The organism is Mesorhizobium sp. M1365, assembly GCF_040317865.1.
GTDB lineage: Bacteria > Pseudomonadota > Alphaproteobacteria > Rhizobiales > Rhizobiaceae > Mesorhizobium.
This window is the reverse complement of the sequence record NZ_JAMYLG010000013.1, coordinates 44,012-60,182: the sequence shown is the minus strand read 5'-3', so window position 1 is coordinate 60,182 and position 16,171 is coordinate 44,012. Positions and strand designations below refer to the sequence as shown.

The window sequence follows — 16,171 nt, the reverse complement described above, 5'->3', positions numbered from 1 at the left end:
GATGCCGGCCACACCATGAGAGAGATGCGTGCCAAAGCGTTACTGCGGACCGATCATCGATGCCCACCATCACCTGTGGGATCTCGGCCTCGGCCGCCATCCCTGGCTCGCGCCCACGGCTGGCGAACGCGGCGGTCTGGGCGAGCTTGGCCCCTTGCGGCGAAACTACCTTCCTGAAGATTATTTGCGCGACGCCGGCCAGCACAGTGTCGTCGCCACCGTCCATATTGAAGCCGGTTGGGCCGGGGATGACTGCGTGGGTGAAACGCGGTGGCTTGAAACCCTCGACAAGTCGCGCGGCGTGGCCGCCCGTTACGTCGTTCACGTACCTCTGGCGAACCGCCAAGCGCCGGCGCTGGTCCAGGCGCAGGCGGCATTCGACCGTGTCGTCGGCGTACGCGACATACTGAGCTGGGATCCTGATCCCGCCCGTCGTTTTGCCGCCCGCGACGGCATCATGGACGATCCGGCCTGGCGTGCCGGCCTGTCCCTGCTTGGGCGCCGCCGGCTGGTTTTCGACCTGATGGTGTTTCCGCGCCAGCTCACCGGCGCGGCGCGCCTCGCAGCGGCATTTCCAGACCAGCTCTTTGTTCTCAACCATTGCGGCAGCCCGATCGATCGCGATGCGGACGGAATGCGGGTGTGGCGCGAGGGGCTGCGGCTTTTGTCGGAGCGCGAGAACGTCGCCATCAAGATATCGGATCTGGTCGCCTACGATCATGATTGGACGCTCGACAGCCTAAGGTCGGTTGTCATGCATTGCATCGACTGTTTCGGTACGCGGCGCGCGATGTTCGGCAGCGACTTTCCGGTCGCCGGCCTGCATGCATCGTTCGATGCGGTGTATGACAGCTTCAAGGCCATTGCAGGAGAGCTTTCCGCGGACGAGCAGACGGCACTGTTCTACGGCAATGCACGGCGCATTTATCGGCTGGACGATATGTCATCGGCGGGCCTGCTCTCTGCCTGAGAGAAGCAGCAGCCCCAGGATCAGCGACCCGAACAGGATGCTGCGCCAGCCAGGCGATGCGTTGACCACGGTGATCAGCGCCGTGATCGTAACCAGCAGGATGGCGCCGGGGATGGTGCCGGCATAGGTGCCGAGCCCGCCGAGGATCGAGGTGCCGCCAAGCACCACGGCGGCAATCGAGGCGAGCAGATAAGGATCGCCGATACCGACATAGCCTTGTCCGTTCATGCCGAGGACCAACACACCGGCAAGTCCCGCACAGAAGCCGCTGATGCCGTAGACCGCCAGCGTGGTCGAGGCGACGGGAACCCCGGACAGCGCCGCGGCGAGCGGATTGGCGCCCATCGCGAATATCCGGGCGCCAAGGGATGTCGCATGCATCGTGGTCAGAACGATCACTGAAATGACCACCCACAAAAGCACGCCTGCCGGAATACCGACCGGCCGCGCATTGCCGAGCCAGCGGACCAGCGGGTTCTCGGCGGTCACGGCACTGCCGCCGGCGATGATGATCAGCAGACCTTGCAGGAATGTCGCCATCGCCAGCGTCATGATCATTGGATGAACGCGCAACAGCGCCACGCCCAGCCCGTTCACCAGACCGATTGCGCTCGTCAACGTGAGAACTGCAAGAACGGCGGTGAGCCCTGTCGGATCCGCCTGCCATGAAAGCAGCGGCAGGCTGACAGCGCTAACCGTGACGATCGCCGCGACGGAAAGGTCGATTCCGCCGGCAATCACCACGAAAGTTTGGCCCGCCGCGACCAGGCCGACCACCGCGCCCAATTCAACCAAATAGCGCAAATGCCCATAAGCGCCGAAGCCAGGTGAAGCGAAGCTCGCCGCGATCCATACCGCCGCAACTATAGCGATCGTAAGGAAGGGCCGGCTGCGCAAAATCGTCACGGCGCGCCTGCCGCTCACACTGACTTTCCGTGCTGTCATTGCTGCACCTTGCGGAATTGCGGGATGGCGACCGCCCCGATGATGATGAGGCCCTGGGCGACATATTGGGCGACCGGCGTGAAGCCGAGGAAGAACATGACACTGATCATCAGGCTGAGCAGCAGGCTGCCCGCAAGAGCGCCGCGCATGGTACCTTGGCCGCCAAGGAAACCGATGCCGCCGAGCACTGCGGCGGCTATGGAATTCAGCGTGAACGCCGTGCCGATGACTGGATCGCCCGAACCCGTTTGCGCGGCGATGAACAGGCCGGCGCCTGTGCAAAGCAGGCCGCTAATCGCGTAGGCGGCGATCCGGGCACCGTCGACCGGCACGCTGGAGCGGTAGGCGCCGACGGGATTTTCGCCTGCAGCATAGATGCTCAAACCAAGCGGCGTGGCGAGATAGAGTTTCCACAAAACCACGATGAGTACCAGCAGCACGAATGCCGCCGGCGTGTTGCCGGCAAGCAGGTCCGACAGCCACTCGGGTATGGCGCCCCCTGGCCTCGGCAGGATGAGCAGGGCAGCGCCGCCGATAATGAAGGAGCCAGCCAGCGTCACCACGATCGCCGGCAACCGAAGTTTCACGACGATGAACCCGATCGCGGCACCGATGCCGAGACCGGTCAGCGCCACCGCAGCGGCACCGCCGGCTACGCCCAGCGGTCCAGTCATCGTCGTCGCAGCGATCACTGCGCCCAGGCTGACCATGGCGCCGATGGCCAGGCTTATGCCGCCGGTGAGCATGAGGATCGCCTGGGCCATGGCGACCAGCGCCAGCGGAAACCAGCTCTGGGTGAATTTGGCGAAACCGGACGCTGTCAAGAGGCCGGGAAACAGGAAACCGTAAGCAATGACGAACGCCAGGACCACAGCGAACAGGCTGCGCACGCCGACATTGCGGCGCAGCTGAACCGGCCAGTAGAGCGCGCCGGCTTGGCTTGAGGATGCGACCGCGCTCATGCCGCAACTTTCTGCTGTTCGGCGCCCATTGCGGCGGAAACGATGGCTTCCTCGCTCAGTGCCTCGCGCTCGAGCATGGCCACGATGCGGCCTTCGCGGACCACGCCGACGCGGTCGCAAAGGTGCACCAGTTCGGGTGTGTCGGAACTGAGCAGCACGATCGCCTTGCCGGCGGCGGCGAGTTTGCGAAGCATCATGTAGATCTCACGCTTGGTCTCGACATCGACGCCGCGCGTCGGGTCGTTGAGGAGAAGCACAAGCGGCTCGTGTGGCATCCATTTCGCCAGCGCGACCTTCTGCTGGTTGCCACCTGAGAGTGCCTGTGCCGGGCGGTCAAGGTCGCCCTTGATGGCAAGCTGGGCGGCGAGACCCCTTGCCATATCGCGCTCGGCACGCCGGCTGCGCAGCTTCAGCGCCGGCAGCCTTGCGAAGGCGGGCAGCATCATATTGGTGATGATGGGATGGATCAGGTGCAGGCCTTCGCGCTTGCGGTCAGCCGGGACATAAGCGAGGCCGAGCGCATTGGCGTTCGGCACGCCGCCGGGCAAACCCGAAACACCGTTTACGGTCGCGGATACCGTCCTGGCGGGGATCGCGCCGTAGAGGCCAAGCAGCAGATCTTCCTGCCCCTGCCCGACCAGGCCGCCAATGCCAAGCACCTCGCCCGTCCTGATGTCGAGATCGACGTCGCGCATCAGGCCGGCCGAAAATTTACGAACCGAGATGGCGTCGGCCGGCGATGGCGAAGGCCGCCATCGTGGAAAGAGATCGCCGGGGTCGCGTCCTACCATCAGCCGTACCAGCCCGGCGGCATCGGTTCCTTCCAGCGAGCAGTCCGCCGTGCAGGTCCCGTCCTTGAGCACGGTGACATGCTTGCACAGCGCCATCACCTCGTTCAGTCGGTGTGAGATGTAGAGAATGGCGATGCCCTCGCCCCGAAGCCTCTCCAGCAGGTCGGTGAGGATTTTTGTCTCAGTCGCCGATAGCGATGAGGTGGGTTCGTCGAGAATGAGCACGCGCGGCCGGCGGTAAAGCGCCTTGGCGATCTCCACCATCTGCCGGCGGCCGAGGGACAGGTGCCCCACCGGCGCAGACAGCGGTTCGTAAAGCCCGACAAGATCGCATGCGGCCCTGGCCCGGACGGCAAGCTCGTTGTAGTCGATCAAGCCGAACCGCTTGGGATAGGCACCCAGCCCGATGTTTTCGGCAATGGACAAGCTGGCCGTCAGGCTGAGTTCCTGCTGGACAACGGCGATCCCGGCCTGTCGCGCATTAGCGGGGGTCATGCGCGAGACCGGGCGCCCATCGACCTCGATCGCCCCGCCGTCCGGGCGCAAGGCGCCGGACAAAAGGTTGATCAGTGTCGACTTACCTGCGCCGTTCTCGCCCAGCAGTGCATGCACGCGGCCGGGCTGGAGAGCGATTGAAACGTTGCGCAGAACGGGGTTGCCGAAAAAGGACTTCGACACCCCCTGCGCGGCGAGAAGCGGAGCCGTGGTTGTCAATGCTACAACCCTTCAGGCTTATTTTTGGGCCAGCAGCTTCTTGAATAGATCCTCATCGTACGGCGAATAGATGTAACCGTCAGCCGGGAAATCCTTCGCCCGGGCGAGGTATTCGTCGATGTTGGAATTGTCGATCACCGGCAACGGGATCTTGACGAAAGCCGGCACATCCTCGCCCTCCAGTGCCTGGACGGCGGTGTAGGTGGCGAAGGCGCCGAGCCAGTTCGGCTGCATCGTCGCCCAGCTCTTCAGGCCCTTTTCCTTCCACAGTTCGAGAAACTGGCGCGCATTCTCGCCGGTGATCGGCACCTGGTCGCGGCCCTGCTTGTCGAGCGCGAGCACGGCGCCCGCCGACAACGCGCCGCCCAGCGACAGGATGCCGTCGATTTCGGGGTTGGCGAAAAGCAGGCTGGTGACGGCCTCCTGGGCGGGCGCGACATTGTAGGGCGTGTTCGTCTCGGCAAGCACCTTCACATCGGGATGGGCCTTAAGCTCGGCATCGGCGCCTTTGCGCCGGTCGTCGCTGACCGAAACGCCGGCTGGGCCATTGAGGATGAGGATCTTGCCCTTGCCGCCGATGGCGTCGATCAGGAACTTGGCCGCCTGATCGCCCCACTGTGAGGAATCGGTGTTGACCTTGGCGGTCACCTGGTCGGTATCGACGAGGCTGTCGAAGTTGATGATGGCGATGCCTTTGGCGCAGGCGTCCGCCAGCACGCGCGCCGGCGCGGTCGACGAACCAGCGATCAAGATGATGGCATCGACATCGGAATCGATCATCGACTGGATCTGCTGAATCTGGACGTTGGCGTCGCCCTGGGCATCGGTCACGACGAGTTTGTCGACCAAGCCTTGCTTCTTCAAAGTCTCGACTTCGGCTTCGATCGTGCCCTGTGTCTGCTTCATCCAGGTCGGCACTGAATAGATATTGGCCCAGCCGATCGTATATGGCGCTTTGCGATCGCCCTTGATGCATTTAGCGGCGGCGTTGGCCTGCGAACCGGCGCCGAGGCTGAGGAGGAGGCCGAGGCAAAGGGCACTGGCGGACGCGAAAAACGATGATTTCGTCATGATTGTTCCCTTCTGAAGTTATGCCTGGACGTGCGGGATCGGGACGAGAGAACCCGCCGGTTGCCGCATCGGAAACCGCCCGTTTTTCTCGTCAGAACTTTCTGCGCCTGGCTCGTTATTGTCCGATATTTCAGACAATAGGCCTGTATATCGGACAAATGGGATGCTAGACTGAGCCTTGACATCTTTCAAGCGTCTTGAGACGAGGGCCGAATGATTTTTGCGCGGGTGCGGCCTACATGAGCGATAGCGTCACTGGTCTAATTGAAACGGAAACCGGCGCCGAGCCGCGCAATGGCGAACGGCGTCGCGGGATCGACCGCGTCATCATGCTACTCGAGGCCCTTCTGCGGCACCGCGCGCCGATGCGCGTCGGCGACATCGCCAAGATGATCGGCGCGCCGCGTTCAACCACTTATGAGATCGTCAACAGCCTGCTGGAAGCCGAAATGCTCGAAAATGTCGGGACGGAAGGCTACGTCTATTTCGGAAAGGCGATGCATCTGTTCGGCTGGGCCTACTCACATCATAATGCCCATTACCGGCGCATCATCGAAACCCTGGACAGACTTGGCGCGGAGACGGGCGAGACCGTCCAACTGTGCGGCCTGCGCGGGACCAAATATGTCGTCCTTGATTGCCGGGACTCGCCTGGCCCGTTCCGGATTTCAAGCGATGTAGGCGTCGAGGTGCCGATACCGTGGACGGCGTCCGGTAGGCTGCTGCTCGGCCATATGAGCGAGCAGGAAATACGGGACTTCATTCCGCCTGGCGACTACACGCTTCCCGACGGCCGCGTCATTGCGCCAGCCGAGTTCTTCGACGATGTCGCTCTGGCGCGCCAGCAAGGTTTCAGCGAGACCGCCGCTCTGGCCGACCGCTTCACCTGGTGCATGGCCGCGCCGATCCGCGACGGCAACGGAGCCATCAACAAGACGCTTTGTTTCGTGTTGCCCGTCGACACGCCAGAAGCGCGGCGCAGCGAATTGCTTGCCCTGTTATGCGAGCGCGCCAGTGGGTTGTCGCTCGCGGGAAGCTACTAAAAAGTCGGCGCGCGAAGGTCTGGGGTGGGGTCCGTTCGTTCAGCCGCAGCAGCGAAGCCCGAAACTGGTACTCCGGTGAGTATGGCAAAGGCGGCAGCGCGCTCCTGCTACCAGATCATCGCATATTCGATCGGAAAAATCGGCAGTCGGCTTCGGCCTGGTTCAGACCTGCCTACGGAGTGTCGCCGACCATGCCTGAGAACAGCACCGAACGCGCTGATCGAGAAGAGAAAGCGAAGTGAAGTCCAGTATCGAGAGCCCTCCGTCGGCGATCACTCCTATGACTTTGTGGAAAAGCGAGGTCGAATTCGACGCGCCGCTCCATGTCGGCGACATCGCGCTCGCCACTTGTCCAAGCTGACTGGAATTCCGCGGACTGCCCGACTTCCTGCAGCGAAGGCCACGACTGGAACAATGGTATAGATCCTTCGTGGAACGCCCTTCAATGCGTGCCACGCCCTACGGCGGCGACACGCGAGATTGACATCGATCGCCAGGCTTTCGAGTTCCAGCATGTGTCCCTCATCAGCAAGCATTCTCGCGGTCATTTGCTGGGCGGCCTCGATGATAGAGCGCGAAGCCGCGACCTTGCCAGGACAGCCTTGAGGGCGGCACATCAAAGGTCATTTCTTCGTCTGTGCGCGTCGCCTGACGCAGCACGTCAGGAGGCAGCCACTGCAACGAAAAGCGATTGTCCTTGCCTTTCGATGCGGAACAGGATGGGCTTTTTCTGCTGACGGGATTTCGTCCACTCTTGCTGGATATCCGACGGCTGCGTCACGTTGCGGGTGTTGGCCGAGACGATGACGTCGCCAGGCCGAAGACCGTTCTCGGCGGCGGGGCTGTTCGGCGCCACTTCCTGGATAAACACGCCGGTGGTACCCGGCTGCAGACCCAGTTGCTGGCGCGCTTCGTCCGGAATGGGGCTGAGCGACAGCCCGAGGCGTTGGTCCGCCGCTTCCGGACTCGGAACGGCACCGGTCTGTACCTCCTCGTCCTTGCGTTGACCGACGGTCAGTTCCACCTCCTGCTGAGAGCCGCCGCGGTTCCTTGTCAGCGTGGCTTTCGACCCTGGCTTTTCGTTCGCTGCCGCCAGCGTCAGGTCATGGACGCCCTGAATGTCCTTGTCGTTGAACCGGGTGATCACATCCCCCGATTGCAAGCCGGCCTTCTCCGCCGGACTGCCGGGCTCGACCGAGGCGACCAGCGCTCCCTTGGTGCTCGATATGCCAAGCGCCTGGGCAAGCGACGGCGTCACCTCCTGGAGACGCACTCCGATGAAGCCGCGCTCGATCCGGCCGGTGCGGATCAGCTGATCGGCGACGCTCCGTGCGGTTCGGGACGGCACGGCGAAACCGATGCCTATGCTGCCGCCCGACGGCGAGACGATGGCCGTGTTGACCCCGATCACTTCGCCTCGCGCGTTAAACAGGGGGCCGCCGGAATTGCCTCTGTTGATCGAGGCGTCTGTCTGGAGGAAATCGTCGTAAGGGCCGGCCTGGATGTCGCGCGAGCGGGCGGAAAGCACGCCGACGGTCACCGTTCCCCCGAGCCCGAAGGGACTGCCAATCGCGATCGTCCAGGCACCCGGCTGCATTGCGTCAGAGTCACCCCAGGCGGTGGTCGTCATGCTGGGGCGTGGATCGACCTTCAGCACCGCGATGTCGGTTGCTGGATCGCGGCCCACCAGTCGCGCGGGCGACGTCTCCTTATCGGAGAATACGACGTGGATTTCGGTGGAGTCGGCCACGACATGATTGTTGGTGACGATGTAGCCCTCGGGGCTGACCACGAAGCCGGAGCCAAGAGCTTCTCGCACCTGCGGCTGGACTGGCCCGCGGCCATCGAAGGGATTGAGAAAATCGTCGAGCATCGTTTGGTCCTGGATGATCTGCCTCGTCGTGATAGCGACCACGGCCGGCAGCTTCTGACGCACGATTGCGCTGAAGTCGTTCGGGATTTCCTGTGCTGAAACCGGAGCAAAGCCGCCAGCCGAGAGCATCAAGATTCCTGCGAAGAGGCCCCTGCACAGTCGCTTCCTGGAAATGTAAGACATGATTGGTTCTCCTGCCCGACCGCCCTGGCGCTGCTGCGTGAGTTGTGCCAGACGCAAGAACTGACACTCACGCCGATTGTTTCACCGGTTCGAAAAAATGTTGATGGTGGGCTGAACCGCGAGAAATGTGGCGTTGCGGGGCCATTGAAATTTGGTCGAAACTCTCCAAAATTTCAGTTGGTAGAAATCGCGAGAGCCACCAAAGATGACATCAACAGAGGAGACTATTCAAAGCGGAGGACCATCGATGGAAGGAGCCATTTCGACGAGTTTTCCCCCAATCGGGCCCGAGGGGCCTGATGTTTTTCTTGACCGGTTGCTCCATCCAGCACGGCATTTCGAGCGACCTCAGGACGTGCTGGCTGACGTGACGCTGGACGTCCAGGAGAAGCGTGCAATCCTTTCGTCCTGGGCATCGGACGCCTGTGCAGTGGAATCGGTGCCGGCGCTGCGCATGCCGCCGGGAGCAACCGAACCGGTCAGCTTCGATGCCATCATGGACGCGTTGCGCCAATTGGATCAATTGGAGAAGCTTCCCGGCGCCGGTCACGGTCGTGAGATCGAAAGTATTGCGGTCACCGGTTTTACAGCATCCGTCGATCGACTTTGAGTGGAGCGCAGCCACGCTCTTCATCCGAGGCATCCGCCCGCCGGCCAGGATTGGCCGGCGGGCGGGATAGACGTGTTCTTAGCGACCAGTCGTCTGGCTGAAAATTTTCCTATAGCCCCCCTTGAACACGTAAAGCACTGTTATAAATAATTAATCGCCGGTCGCCAGATGGGGCCGGCGCAGGTCCAGGAGGCGTCAAGGCTCTCTTGGCGTCTCCTTGTATCCATGTTGCTCAAAGGAGGATGTGGCTATGAGGACAAACCTCGATTTTACCCCCCTGTTCCGGTCCAGCATCGGCTTCGACCGAATTTTCAACATGCTGGAGAATGCGAGCCGTATCACTGCGATAGACAATTGGCCGCCCTATGACATCGCCAAGACTGGTGAGGACGCCTATCGCATCACCATGGCGGTCGCCGGCTTCTCGCGGGATCAGCTGACCATCACTCATCAGCCTAACCTGTTGGTTGTGAGCGGGTCGCAATCTGGCGACGATGACGGCCAGTATCTCTATCGCGGCATAGCCGGGCCCGCCTTCGAGCGTCGGTTCGAACTGGCCGACCATGTGAAGGTCGTTGGCGCCAGCCTGGAGAATGGGCTGCTGAACATCGATCTCAAGCGCGAGCTTCCCGAAGAGATGAAGCCGCGCCGGATCGCCATCGCCGGCAGCACGGCAAAGGCAGCACCGCGGCAGATCGAGGCCGAAAAGAACGCAGCCTGAAGTCAGCGTGAACCAGAAGCGACAGGCACCGGCAATCGTCCGGTGCCGCGCGGTTGAACGTGGAGGTGAATGACAATGAACATGCGTGACCTTATCCCGTGGGGCCGCAACAACAACCAGGCCCCGAGCATCTATAGCGGTGGCGACCCGTTCCTTTCGCTTCACCGCGAGGTAAACCGGCTCTTTGACGATATGTTGAGGAGCTTCGAGACGCGCTTGCCTGCTGCGGGGCAGCTTTCGCCTTTCGATAGCGGCTGGCCGAAGGTGGAGATCTCGGAGTCGGATAATGAGCTTCGCGTCACCGCCGAGGTCCCCGGCATGGAAGAGAAGGACATCGAAGTTCTGCTCGACGAAGACGTGCTGACCCTGCGTGGCGAAAAGCAGTCGGAGACCGACGAGAAGGACTACTCCGAGCGCTTCTATGGTCGCTTCGAGCGGCGCATACCCCTTGGCTACGAGGTCGAGGACGACAAGGTCAAGGCGTCCTTTGCCAATGGCGTCCTGACCCTGACGCTGCCGAAGAACCCGAACGCGCAGTCGAAGGTGAAGCGCATCCCGATCACCCACTGACGCATGGAGCAAGTCGGAGGCGGCAGGCCGCTGCCTCCGGCGCATCCTTCGCCAAAATGGGAGGGATGAGTGATGCAGAAGCAAGAAAGAGAAGTCACACCAGTCGTAGAAAATTTCGAACTGGCAAACGACAACCGCGGGCGAGCGCCGCTGTTCGGCAGATCCGAGTTCCCGAGTGATGCGGTCGCACGGATCTACAAGCCTTGCCGCTCAGTCATGACCTCCGGCCGTGCGCGGCCGAAGGTCTGGCGGCTGGTGTTCGAGCGGCGTACTGCGCCGGTCATTGAACCGCTGATGGGCTACACCGGAAGTGGTGACACGCTGACCCAGGTGGAGCTCGATTTTCCGACGGCTCAGGCGGCCATCGACTATGCCGAACGGCAGGGGCTTGCCTACGCGGTTCAAGGAAGCCCGGCGGCCGAAAAGTCCGTCGAATCTTCTGAGGCGGACAAGCGGCTGCAGGCCGGCGCAGACGTTGTCTTGAACCGCCTCCAGTTGACTTTGCTGCAGACCAGCTATGGCGCTGTTTCGCAGGCGTCGCATTATCGAGCGGCTCTGGCGGACTCGGAGGCACTTTTTGCATCGCCGATGGATGTGGTCGTCGACCCTCTTCTGACCGCCGACGAGAAACGCGCCATCCTGCGCAACTGGGCGTGGAATGAGTATCTGGTCGATCTCGCAACGGCCGAGGGGATGCCGGAGAACGCGCGTCCGACGCGGCTCGACGAAGTGGAACAGGCGCTGGTCGCATTGGAACCCTGGATGACGGCAGCGAACCTGACCGTCTCCATTCCTGAACAGAAGCAGAAGGCAATGTGAGGTGACGCTATGGATCCGCTCATTGTGTTCGATTGTGAAAATACCGTGCCGAACCGTTTCGCACTGGCTGTCGCCGCGGTGAGACGGGCTCGTGCACTCAGCCGGGGCGCCGAGCCTCGCCTGTCCGACAAAGTGACTGTGGCCGTCGAACTCGCCTGCGTGAGATCGCCGGCAACCGGTTCCAGCCCGACGAGTCAAGCCCTTCGTTCTGGCGGGTTCGGTTCCGCGCGATCGCCGGGTTCGGCCCGGCCGACGAAGAAAGCTTCGCGGTGGCGAAGGGCAATCCCTGGCCGCCGCACCCGCCTTCGCTCAGAGGGCGGTGCACTGACCATGTCAGGAAAGGAGGATGAACAATGGAGAAATGGCTGAAATCTGAAACACGTCCGGTGATCGACATCCTCAATGTGATCGCCGGCATAGCGCTGGTTCTGTCGCCTTGGTTTCTCGGCTTTGCGGCTGAACCCCATGCGGCCTGGAACGCCTGGATCGCCGGTGCGGTGATCGCCCTGATCGCCGTGGGTGCACTGGTTGCGTTCCATGCCTATGAGGAATGGGCAAACCTGGTGGTTGGGCTATGGACGCTGATCTCGCCTTGGGTCCTCGGTTTTTCGGCCCTGGCTGCCGCCATGTGGGCGCATGTGATTGTGGGCGTCATCGTGGCGGCCTTGGCTGCCGGAAACCTCTGGTTCTTCGGCGACCGTCCGGTTTCAACGGCCTGACCAGTCTCTCCGGCGGGCCTGGATTTCCGGGCCCGCTTTTTTCAACCGTCTTCGATGGGGTCTGCCGTTGCAGGCGTTGCGGCCAGGCACATCGGCAGCCGAAACACAGGCCGCTTTTTCACCGACGTGTATTGAGCCGGATCTCGCCCTGCAGCTCGTCATTTCCCGTGCTTGGCGCGCGGGGAAGAAAGAGATGAACGCTTGTTCCCTCGCCGACTGCACTCTCGATCCGAACATGCCCTCCAGACTGCTTGATGAAGCCGTAAACCTGGCTAAGCCCAAGTCCGGTCCCCTGGCCATCCGCCTTGGTGGTAAAGAACGGCTCGAACACCTGGGCCAGGACCTCCTTGCTCATCCCGCACCCCGTATCGCGGACCCTGACCCGAACGAAAGAGACAGCCAAAGCGGGCACGTCTTCGATGTCGCCTGGAGTATCGCTGGTCTCAATCGCCAGCGTGCCCCTGCCGGCCATCGCGTCCTTGGCATTCACAGCCAGGTTCAGGATGGCGACGTCCAGCTGATTGGCGTCGACGAGGACAGGGCCAAGTGCCGGATCCAGCTCAAGGCTAATGCCGATCCCGTTCCCCAGCGTCCGCTCCAGCAGCATCGTGACGGCTTTGATTCGTCCATTCAGGTCGATTCTCTCCGGATACAGCGACTGTCCGCGAGAGAACGCGAGCAATTGCTGCGTGAGCGCACCGCAGTTTTGCGTTCGTTTCAGCAACTCTTCAATCAGAATCGCCGTGTTCGGATTGGCAGGATCCTGGCGCAGCTGCTTCTGAAGCAGTCGTAGCCCCGATTCGAACACCGCGAGCAGATTGTTGATGTCGTGAACGATGCCGGCGGCGAGCCGGCCGATCGCCTCGAGCTTTTGTGATTGACGTCGACGCTCCTGCTGCGCGCGTTGCGCGGAGACGTCGCGAAGACTGGCAAGCAGCGCCGGCCTACCATCCCAGCTAAGCTCGACCGTCCGCATTTCCACTTCGGCTGGTGCTCGATTGGGTCTGTGGACGGTGATTTCCGTGGTTTCACCCGATATGACCGGTCGCCCGAGGGGAATCTGGACGAGATCGGCAGCCGGACAACCGAAGATCGCGGCCGCCGCCGGATTTGCATAAAGCACCGTTCCCGTCAGATCCACGACGAGAACCCCGTCGGCCGTGGTTTCGATCAGCCGTCGAAAATCGAACTGGCTGATGCCCGTCAGACTTGCCTCGCCGTATTGGTCGAAGATTTCGGCTGCGGCGCGCGCCATCTCAACGCTCCTCACGCCAAGGACGCGGCGGAGCGCCGAACACGTCGGGCGCGCCATCGAAGGGCTGACCGAGATGCATCCCGGCGCTGTCGATTGTGAAGCGCCGAATCTGCTTGTCATGCTCGCTGCCGCGCATTTTCAGCACCATGATCCCCCGATGCATGAAATCCCCTTCCTGGATGTACCGCAACAGGATGATCGAGTCCGTGAGGGTTGAAATATGCTGTTCGCTGGCACTCTGGCCGCCGACGAGCGATTTGTTGGTGGCTGTGCAAAGGCCAGCGATCTCGTGTTTCTTGATGAAGGAAGTGAGGCTGATCAGGAATTCCCGGAAACCGGTCTCTGGTGCGATCCGTTCCAATGCCGACAGGCTGTCGATAGCGATCCGGTCAGGTTTGAACTCCTCAACGAGTTCGCGAATCATCAACAATTGATCCGGCAAGTTCTGCGCTTCCGGGTAAATGCAAACGACCTTCAGCCGGCCATCCGCCTCCATGCCCTCGAAATCGACGCCCCAGCCGCGCGCATTGCGGAACAGCTGGCCGCGGCTCTCTTCGTAGCCGACCAGCAAGGCACGTTCGCCAGCCGCTGCGCCGCCTGCCAGAAAGTTGGTCACCAGCAGCGTCTTTCCGGTGCCCGTCGCACCGCTGACGAGGGTGACGCTGTCGCGGAAGAATCCACCGCCACACATCCTGTCGAGTTCCGGATTGCCGCTCGTCACCCGCTTGGTGCTGGATTGCTGCTCAAGCCGCAATGAAGACAGTGGCACTGCCACTATGCCTTGCTTCACCACGAGCGTGATCGGCACCTCGCCCTCGACGTGGCGGCTGCCCCGCATCTTGAGAACTTCGATCGTGCGCCTGCGCCGCTCGCGGTCGAGCGCGTTGCGCAGGATTACGACGTTGTCGGCAACGAACTCCTCGATCCGGTGGCGGGAGATCTCGCCATACTCGCTGTTGCGTTCGGCGGTCATCAGCACCGTCAAACCATCCCTCTTTAGCGCTGTCGCGATGCGAAGGAGCTCCCGACGCACCGATGTCTGCTCCGCGACGAAGTGGTCGAAGAGCTGGGTGACCGAATCCAGCACAATGCGCTTCGCCGCGGCGTTTCGCGCAGCGTGCAGGACACGCGCCAGCAAGCCTGACAAATCGAAATTGCCGATAATCATCTGGTCGTGGTCACGCGGGCTGGCGTCGACGAAAACCAACTTGTTCGTCTCGCGCCAACGGCGGATGTCCCAGCCGAAGCTGGCCATGTTGACCTCGATCTCGAGCGGCGATTCCTCGAACGTGACGAAGACGCCTGGCTCGTCGAGCACGGTGATGCCATGGGCCAGAAACTGCGTTGCAAATACAGTCTTGCCACTGCCCGGCGTGCCTCCGACGATGGTGGTGCGCCCGCGCGGCAGGCCGCCCATCACAAGATCGTCGAAAGCCTCGATACCGGTCCTGACGCGTTCGAGCACAGGATCGATGAGGATCTCTTCAGCTGTGGTCATAGCCACTGTCCTTCTTGCGATAACCGAAATAGTCGAGAACCTGAGCGATGTTGCCGATGTCGCCAATCAGCCGGCGTGGAGGGGTGGTTGACTCATCCGAGAGCGCCGGCGTCGCTAGAATGCCGGCCCTTTCAGCCTCTTCAGGATGGGCGAGGACGTCGACGACCTGGATTTCGACACGGCCGGCCAACTCCTCCACTATCCTCAGACGGCTTTCCAGCGCCCGCCGGGCGCCCGGCGCATCGCCGGCGACATAGAGTCGAAGCAGGCCGTTGGCCCCTGGATTGGACCGATCATTGATGCTCATGTTCACGCCTTGCTGCAGGGAGTTGCAGTTTTCGGCGTGCACGAGGCGCCACGCCACGGAATCCAGTCGCCGGCATTTTTCTTCCCTCAGCAGAAGTCGGTCTGCCTGGAAGCCGATGCACCACGGCTCGCGCTCGGTGAGGCCTGGATCAGCGCCCCTTATGTCTTTGTAGATAGCTGTGCCTGGTTCGTCTGCGCACTTGTGAACATTTCTCCACATTTGGCGTTGTAGACGTCCCATTTGAAAAGAGGAGTGCGATGGAGAACCTGCAAAAACAATCGGAGCCGATTGGAAACAACCTGCTTCGGGCACTCAGGGCGGACGACTGGGAGATCCTGCACCCAGGACTCGAACAATGGTGGACGTCCGCCGGGACACTGCTGCACGAACCAGGCGATACGGTCCGCTTCGCTTACTTTCCTTGCGGATCGGCACTGGTCTCCTATCTTGTCGTGCTGAGCGACGGGCGAGCGATAGAGACTGCGCTGATCGGTCGTGAAGGAGCGGTAGGCGGCATCGTCAGCCAAGGCAGACTGCCGGCGTATGCGCGGGCCGAAGTTCAGCTTGGAGGGGTATTCTTCAGGATCGACCTGCACCATCTCGAAGAAGCCAAATTGCGTTCCTTGACATTGCATCACCTGTTCGCCCGTTACGCCGATTGCCTGATGGCGCAGGTGTTCCAATCCGTCGCCTGCAGCGCAGCGCATTCGATTGAACAGCGCACTGCAAGATGGCTGGTGGCGGCGACAGAACGGACGGGGGCACAGGAACTGGGTGTGACGCAGGAACAGCTTGCGACAATGCTAGGCGTCGGCCGCAGCTATCTGAGCCGAGTCATCCGCGACCTGCGGCAGCGCGGCGTCATCGAGACGCGGCGCGCTCGGCTTGCGGTGCGCAATGCTGACGGGCTGCGTTCCCTTGCCTGCGAGTGCAATGCGGCGGTCAGCCATCATTTCAACGACGTATTGAAAGGAGTCTATCCGGCGGAGGAAAACGGCTGACAAGTTCGCCGGGCCTGCCGCACAGGAAGGACAATGACTGACCCACTATCGTCGCCGGCCGGTCTGGGGCCTCCCACTTTTTTGCGCCGGACCCGGCCTGCACCGATGCCGCGCGGGCT

The 16,171-nt window shown here is 62.0% G+C and carries 17 protein-coding genes; 9 read left to right on the top strand and 8 right to left on the bottom strand.

Translation table 11 applies throughout. From position 1 onward, the window contains the following. Window positions 1–28 precede the first annotated feature (28 nt). Window positions 29–970, top strand: coding sequence for an amidohydrolase family protein (locus NKH04_RS16805; RefSeq protein WP_352503470.1), 942 nt, complete (start codon window positions 29–31; stop codon window positions 968–970). Here the strand turns inward: NKH04_RS16805 and NKH04_RS16800 are convergent. The 4 genes from NKH04_RS16800 to NKH04_RS16785 are packed head-to-tail and all read right to left on the bottom strand — an operon-like array spanning window position 944 to window position 5,453. Then, a complete protein-coding gene (locus NKH04_RS16800) occupies window positions 944–1,915 on the bottom strand; it encodes an ABC transporter permease (RefSeq protein ID WP_352470930.1) in 972 nt (323 codons plus the stop codon). The two genes, NKH04_RS16805 and NKH04_RS16800, sit on opposite strands and share 27 nt — an antisense overlap. Next, window positions 1,912–2,877 (bottom strand): ABC transporter permease, encoded by a 966-nt coding sequence (locus tag NKH04_RS16795; protein WP_352503472.1) that lies wholly within the window; start codon window positions 2,875–2,877, stop codon window positions 1,912–1,914. The genes NKH04_RS16800 and NKH04_RS16795 overlap by 4 nt, the downstream gene beginning before the upstream one ends. Further along, the gene (locus NKH04_RS16790; protein WP_353044611.1) at window positions 2,874–4,382 is read right to left on the bottom strand and encodes a sugar ABC transporter ATP-binding protein; all 1,509 of its coding nucleotides are present in this window, start codon (window positions 4,380–4,382) and stop codon (window positions 2,874–2,876) included. The genes NKH04_RS16795 and NKH04_RS16790 overlap by 4 nt, the downstream gene beginning before the upstream one ends. An 18-nt stretch (window positions 4,383–4,400) precedes the next feature. After that, window positions 4,401–5,453 carry an ABC transporter substrate-binding protein gene (locus NKH04_RS16785; RefSeq protein ID WP_352470927.1) on the bottom strand — a complete coding sequence of 351 codons (1,053 nt, stop codon included), beginning with the start codon at window positions 5,451–5,453 and terminating at the stop codon, window positions 4,401–4,403. 239 nt (window positions 5,454–5,692) lie between these two features. Here NKH04_RS16785 and NKH04_RS16780 point away from each other — a divergent pair, with 239 nt between their 5' ends. Further along, complete coding sequence (locus NKH04_RS16780) at window positions 5,693–6,496, top strand: IclR family transcriptional regulator (RefSeq protein WP_353044610.1); 804 nt, start codon at window positions 5,693–5,695, stop codon at window positions 6,494–6,496. A gap of 661 nt (window positions 6,497–7,157) precedes the next feature. Here the strand turns inward: NKH04_RS16780 and NKH04_RS16775 are convergent. Further along, on the bottom strand, window positions 7,158–8,498 hold the full coding sequence (locus tag NKH04_RS16775) for a Do family serine endopeptidase (protein WP_352927072.1): 1,341 nt from the start codon (window positions 8,496–8,498) through the stop codon (window positions 7,158–7,160). A 301-nt stretch (window positions 8,499–8,799) separates the two neighbouring features. Between NKH04_RS16775 and NKH04_RS16770 the strand changes: the two genes are divergently transcribed. From NKH04_RS16770 to NKH04_RS16745, 6 genes are all read left to right on the top strand, one after another. Then, window positions 8,800–9,162 carry a hypothetical protein gene (locus NKH04_RS16770; RefSeq protein ID WP_352832968.1) on the top strand — a complete coding sequence of 121 codons (363 nt, stop codon included), beginning with the start codon at window positions 8,800–8,802 and terminating at the stop codon, window positions 9,160–9,162. 250 nt (window positions 9,163–9,412) lie between these two features. Then, window positions 9,413–9,883 carry an Hsp20 family protein gene (locus tag NKH04_RS16765; RefSeq protein WP_353044609.1) on the top strand — a complete coding sequence of 157 codons (471 nt, stop codon included), beginning with the start codon at window positions 9,413–9,415 and terminating at the stop codon, window positions 9,881–9,883. A gap of 75 nt (window positions 9,884–9,958) precedes the next feature. Further along, entirely contained in the window at window positions 9,959–10,453 is a 495-nt protein-coding gene (locus NKH04_RS16760) for an Hsp20/alpha crystallin family protein (protein ID WP_352517318.1), read from the top strand. Window positions 10,454–10,525: 72 nt separating this feature from the next. After that, window positions 10,526–11,272, top strand: coding sequence for an NADH dehydrogenase ubiquinone Fe-S protein 4 (locus NKH04_RS16755; protein ID WP_353044640.1), 747 nt, complete (start codon window positions 10,526–10,528; stop codon window positions 11,270–11,272). 9 nt (window positions 11,273–11,281) lie between these two features. After that, window positions 11,282–11,641: a DNA-directed RNA polymerase subunit omega gene (gene rpoZ / locus NKH04_RS16750; protein WP_352706441.1), complete on the top strand. Its 360-nt coding sequence runs from the start codon at window positions 11,282–11,284 to the stop codon at window positions 11,639–11,641. Continuing rightward, complete coding sequence (locus NKH04_RS16745; RefSeq protein WP_352706440.1) at window positions 11,626–11,991, top strand: SPW repeat protein; 366 nt, start codon at window positions 11,626–11,628, stop codon at window positions 11,989–11,991. The genes rpoZ and NKH04_RS16745 overlap by 16 nt, the downstream gene beginning before the upstream one ends. Window positions 11,992–12,109: 118 nt before the next feature. Here NKH04_RS16745 and NKH04_RS16740 read toward each other — a convergent pair whose 3' ends face one another. The 3 genes from NKH04_RS16740 to NKH04_RS16730 are packed head-to-tail and all read right to left on the bottom strand — an operon-like array spanning window position 12,110 to window position 15,051. Next, a complete protein-coding gene (locus NKH04_RS16740; RefSeq protein ID WP_353044608.1) occupies window positions 12,110–13,246 on the bottom strand; it encodes a two-component system sensor histidine kinase NtrB in 1,137 nt (378 codons plus the stop codon). A 1-nt stretch (window position 13,247) separates the two neighbouring features. Then, entirely contained in the window at window positions 13,248–14,744 is a 1,497-nt protein-coding gene (kaiC, locus tag NKH04_RS16735) for a circadian clock protein KaiC (protein ID WP_353044607.1), read from the bottom strand. Next, entirely contained in the window at window positions 14,731–15,051 is a 321-nt protein-coding gene (locus NKH04_RS16730; protein ID WP_353044606.1) for a circadian clock KaiB family protein, read from the bottom strand. Before NKH04_RS16730 ends, kaiC begins: the two co-directional genes overlap by 14 nt. 257 nt (window positions 15,052–15,308) lie before the next feature. Here NKH04_RS16730 and NKH04_RS16725 point away from each other — a divergent pair, with 257 nt between their 5' ends. Continuing rightward, on the top strand, window positions 15,309–16,052 hold the full coding sequence (locus NKH04_RS16725) for a Crp/Fnr family transcriptional regulator (protein ID WP_353044605.1): 744 nt from the start codon (window positions 15,309–15,311) through the stop codon (window positions 16,050–16,052). The last annotated feature ends 119 nt before the right edge of the window (window positions 16,053–16,171 follow it).

What these genes read in the sequence shown, in the direction of transcription:
- NKH04_RS16800 (WP_352470930.1), bottom strand. Translation starts at nt 1,915, where the DNA reads ATGACAGCACGGAAAGTCAGTGTGAGCGGCAGGCGCGCCGTGACGATT.
- NKH04_RS16795 (WP_352503472.1), bottom strand. Translation starts at nt 2,877, where the DNA reads ATGAGCGCGGTCGCATCCTCAAGCCAAGCCGGCGCGCTCTACTGGCCG.
- NKH04_RS16785 (WP_352470927.1), bottom strand. Translation starts at nt 5,453, where the DNA reads ATGACGAAATCATCGTTTTTCGCGTCCGCCAGTGCCCTTTGCCTCGGC.
- NKH04_RS16780 (WP_353044610.1), top strand. Translation starts at nt 5,693, where the DNA reads ATGAGCGATAGCGTCACTGGTCTAATTGAAACGGAAACCGGCGCCGAG.
- NKH04_RS16775 (WP_352927072.1), bottom strand. Translation starts at nt 8,498, where the DNA reads ATGCTCTCGGCTGGCGGCTTTGCTCCGGTTTCAGCACAGGAAATCCCG.
- NKH04_RS16770 (WP_352832968.1), top strand. Translation starts at nt 8,800, where the DNA reads ATGGAAGGAGCCATTTCGACGAGTTTTCCCCCAATCGGGCCCGAGGGG.
- NKH04_RS16765 (WP_353044609.1), top strand. Translation starts at nt 9,413, where the DNA reads ATGAGGACAAACCTCGATTTTACCCCCCTGTTCCGGTCCAGCATCGGC.
- NKH04_RS16760 (WP_352517318.1), top strand. Translation starts at nt 9,959, where the DNA reads ATGAACATGCGTGACCTTATCCCGTGGGGCCGCAACAACAACCAGGCC.
- NKH04_RS16755 (WP_353044640.1), top strand. Translation starts at nt 10,526, where the DNA reads ATGCAGAAGCAAGAAAGAGAAGTCACACCAGTCGTAGAAAATTTCGAA.
- rpoZ (WP_352706441.1), top strand. Translation starts at nt 11,282, where the DNA reads ATGGATCCGCTCATTGTGTTCGATTGTGAAAATACCGTGCCGAACCGT.
- NKH04_RS16745 (WP_352706440.1), top strand. Translation starts at nt 11,626, where the DNA reads ATGGAGAAATGGCTGAAATCTGAAACACGTCCGGTGATCGACATCCTC.
- NKH04_RS16740 (WP_353044608.1), bottom strand. Translation starts at nt 13,246, where the DNA reads ATGGCGCGCGCCGCAGCCGAAATCTTCGACCAATACGGCGAGGCAAGT.
- kaiC (WP_353044607.1), bottom strand. Translation starts at nt 14,744, where the DNA reads ATGACCACAGCTGAAGAGATCCTCATCGATCCTGTGCTCGAACGCGTC.
- NKH04_RS16730 (WP_353044606.1), bottom strand. Translation starts at nt 15,051, where the DNA reads ATGAGCATCAATGATCGGTCCAATCCAGGGGCCAACGGCCTGCTTCGA.
- NKH04_RS16725 (WP_353044605.1), top strand. Translation starts at nt 15,309, where the DNA reads ATGGAGAACCTGCAAAAACAATCGGAGCCGATTGGAAACAACCTGCTT.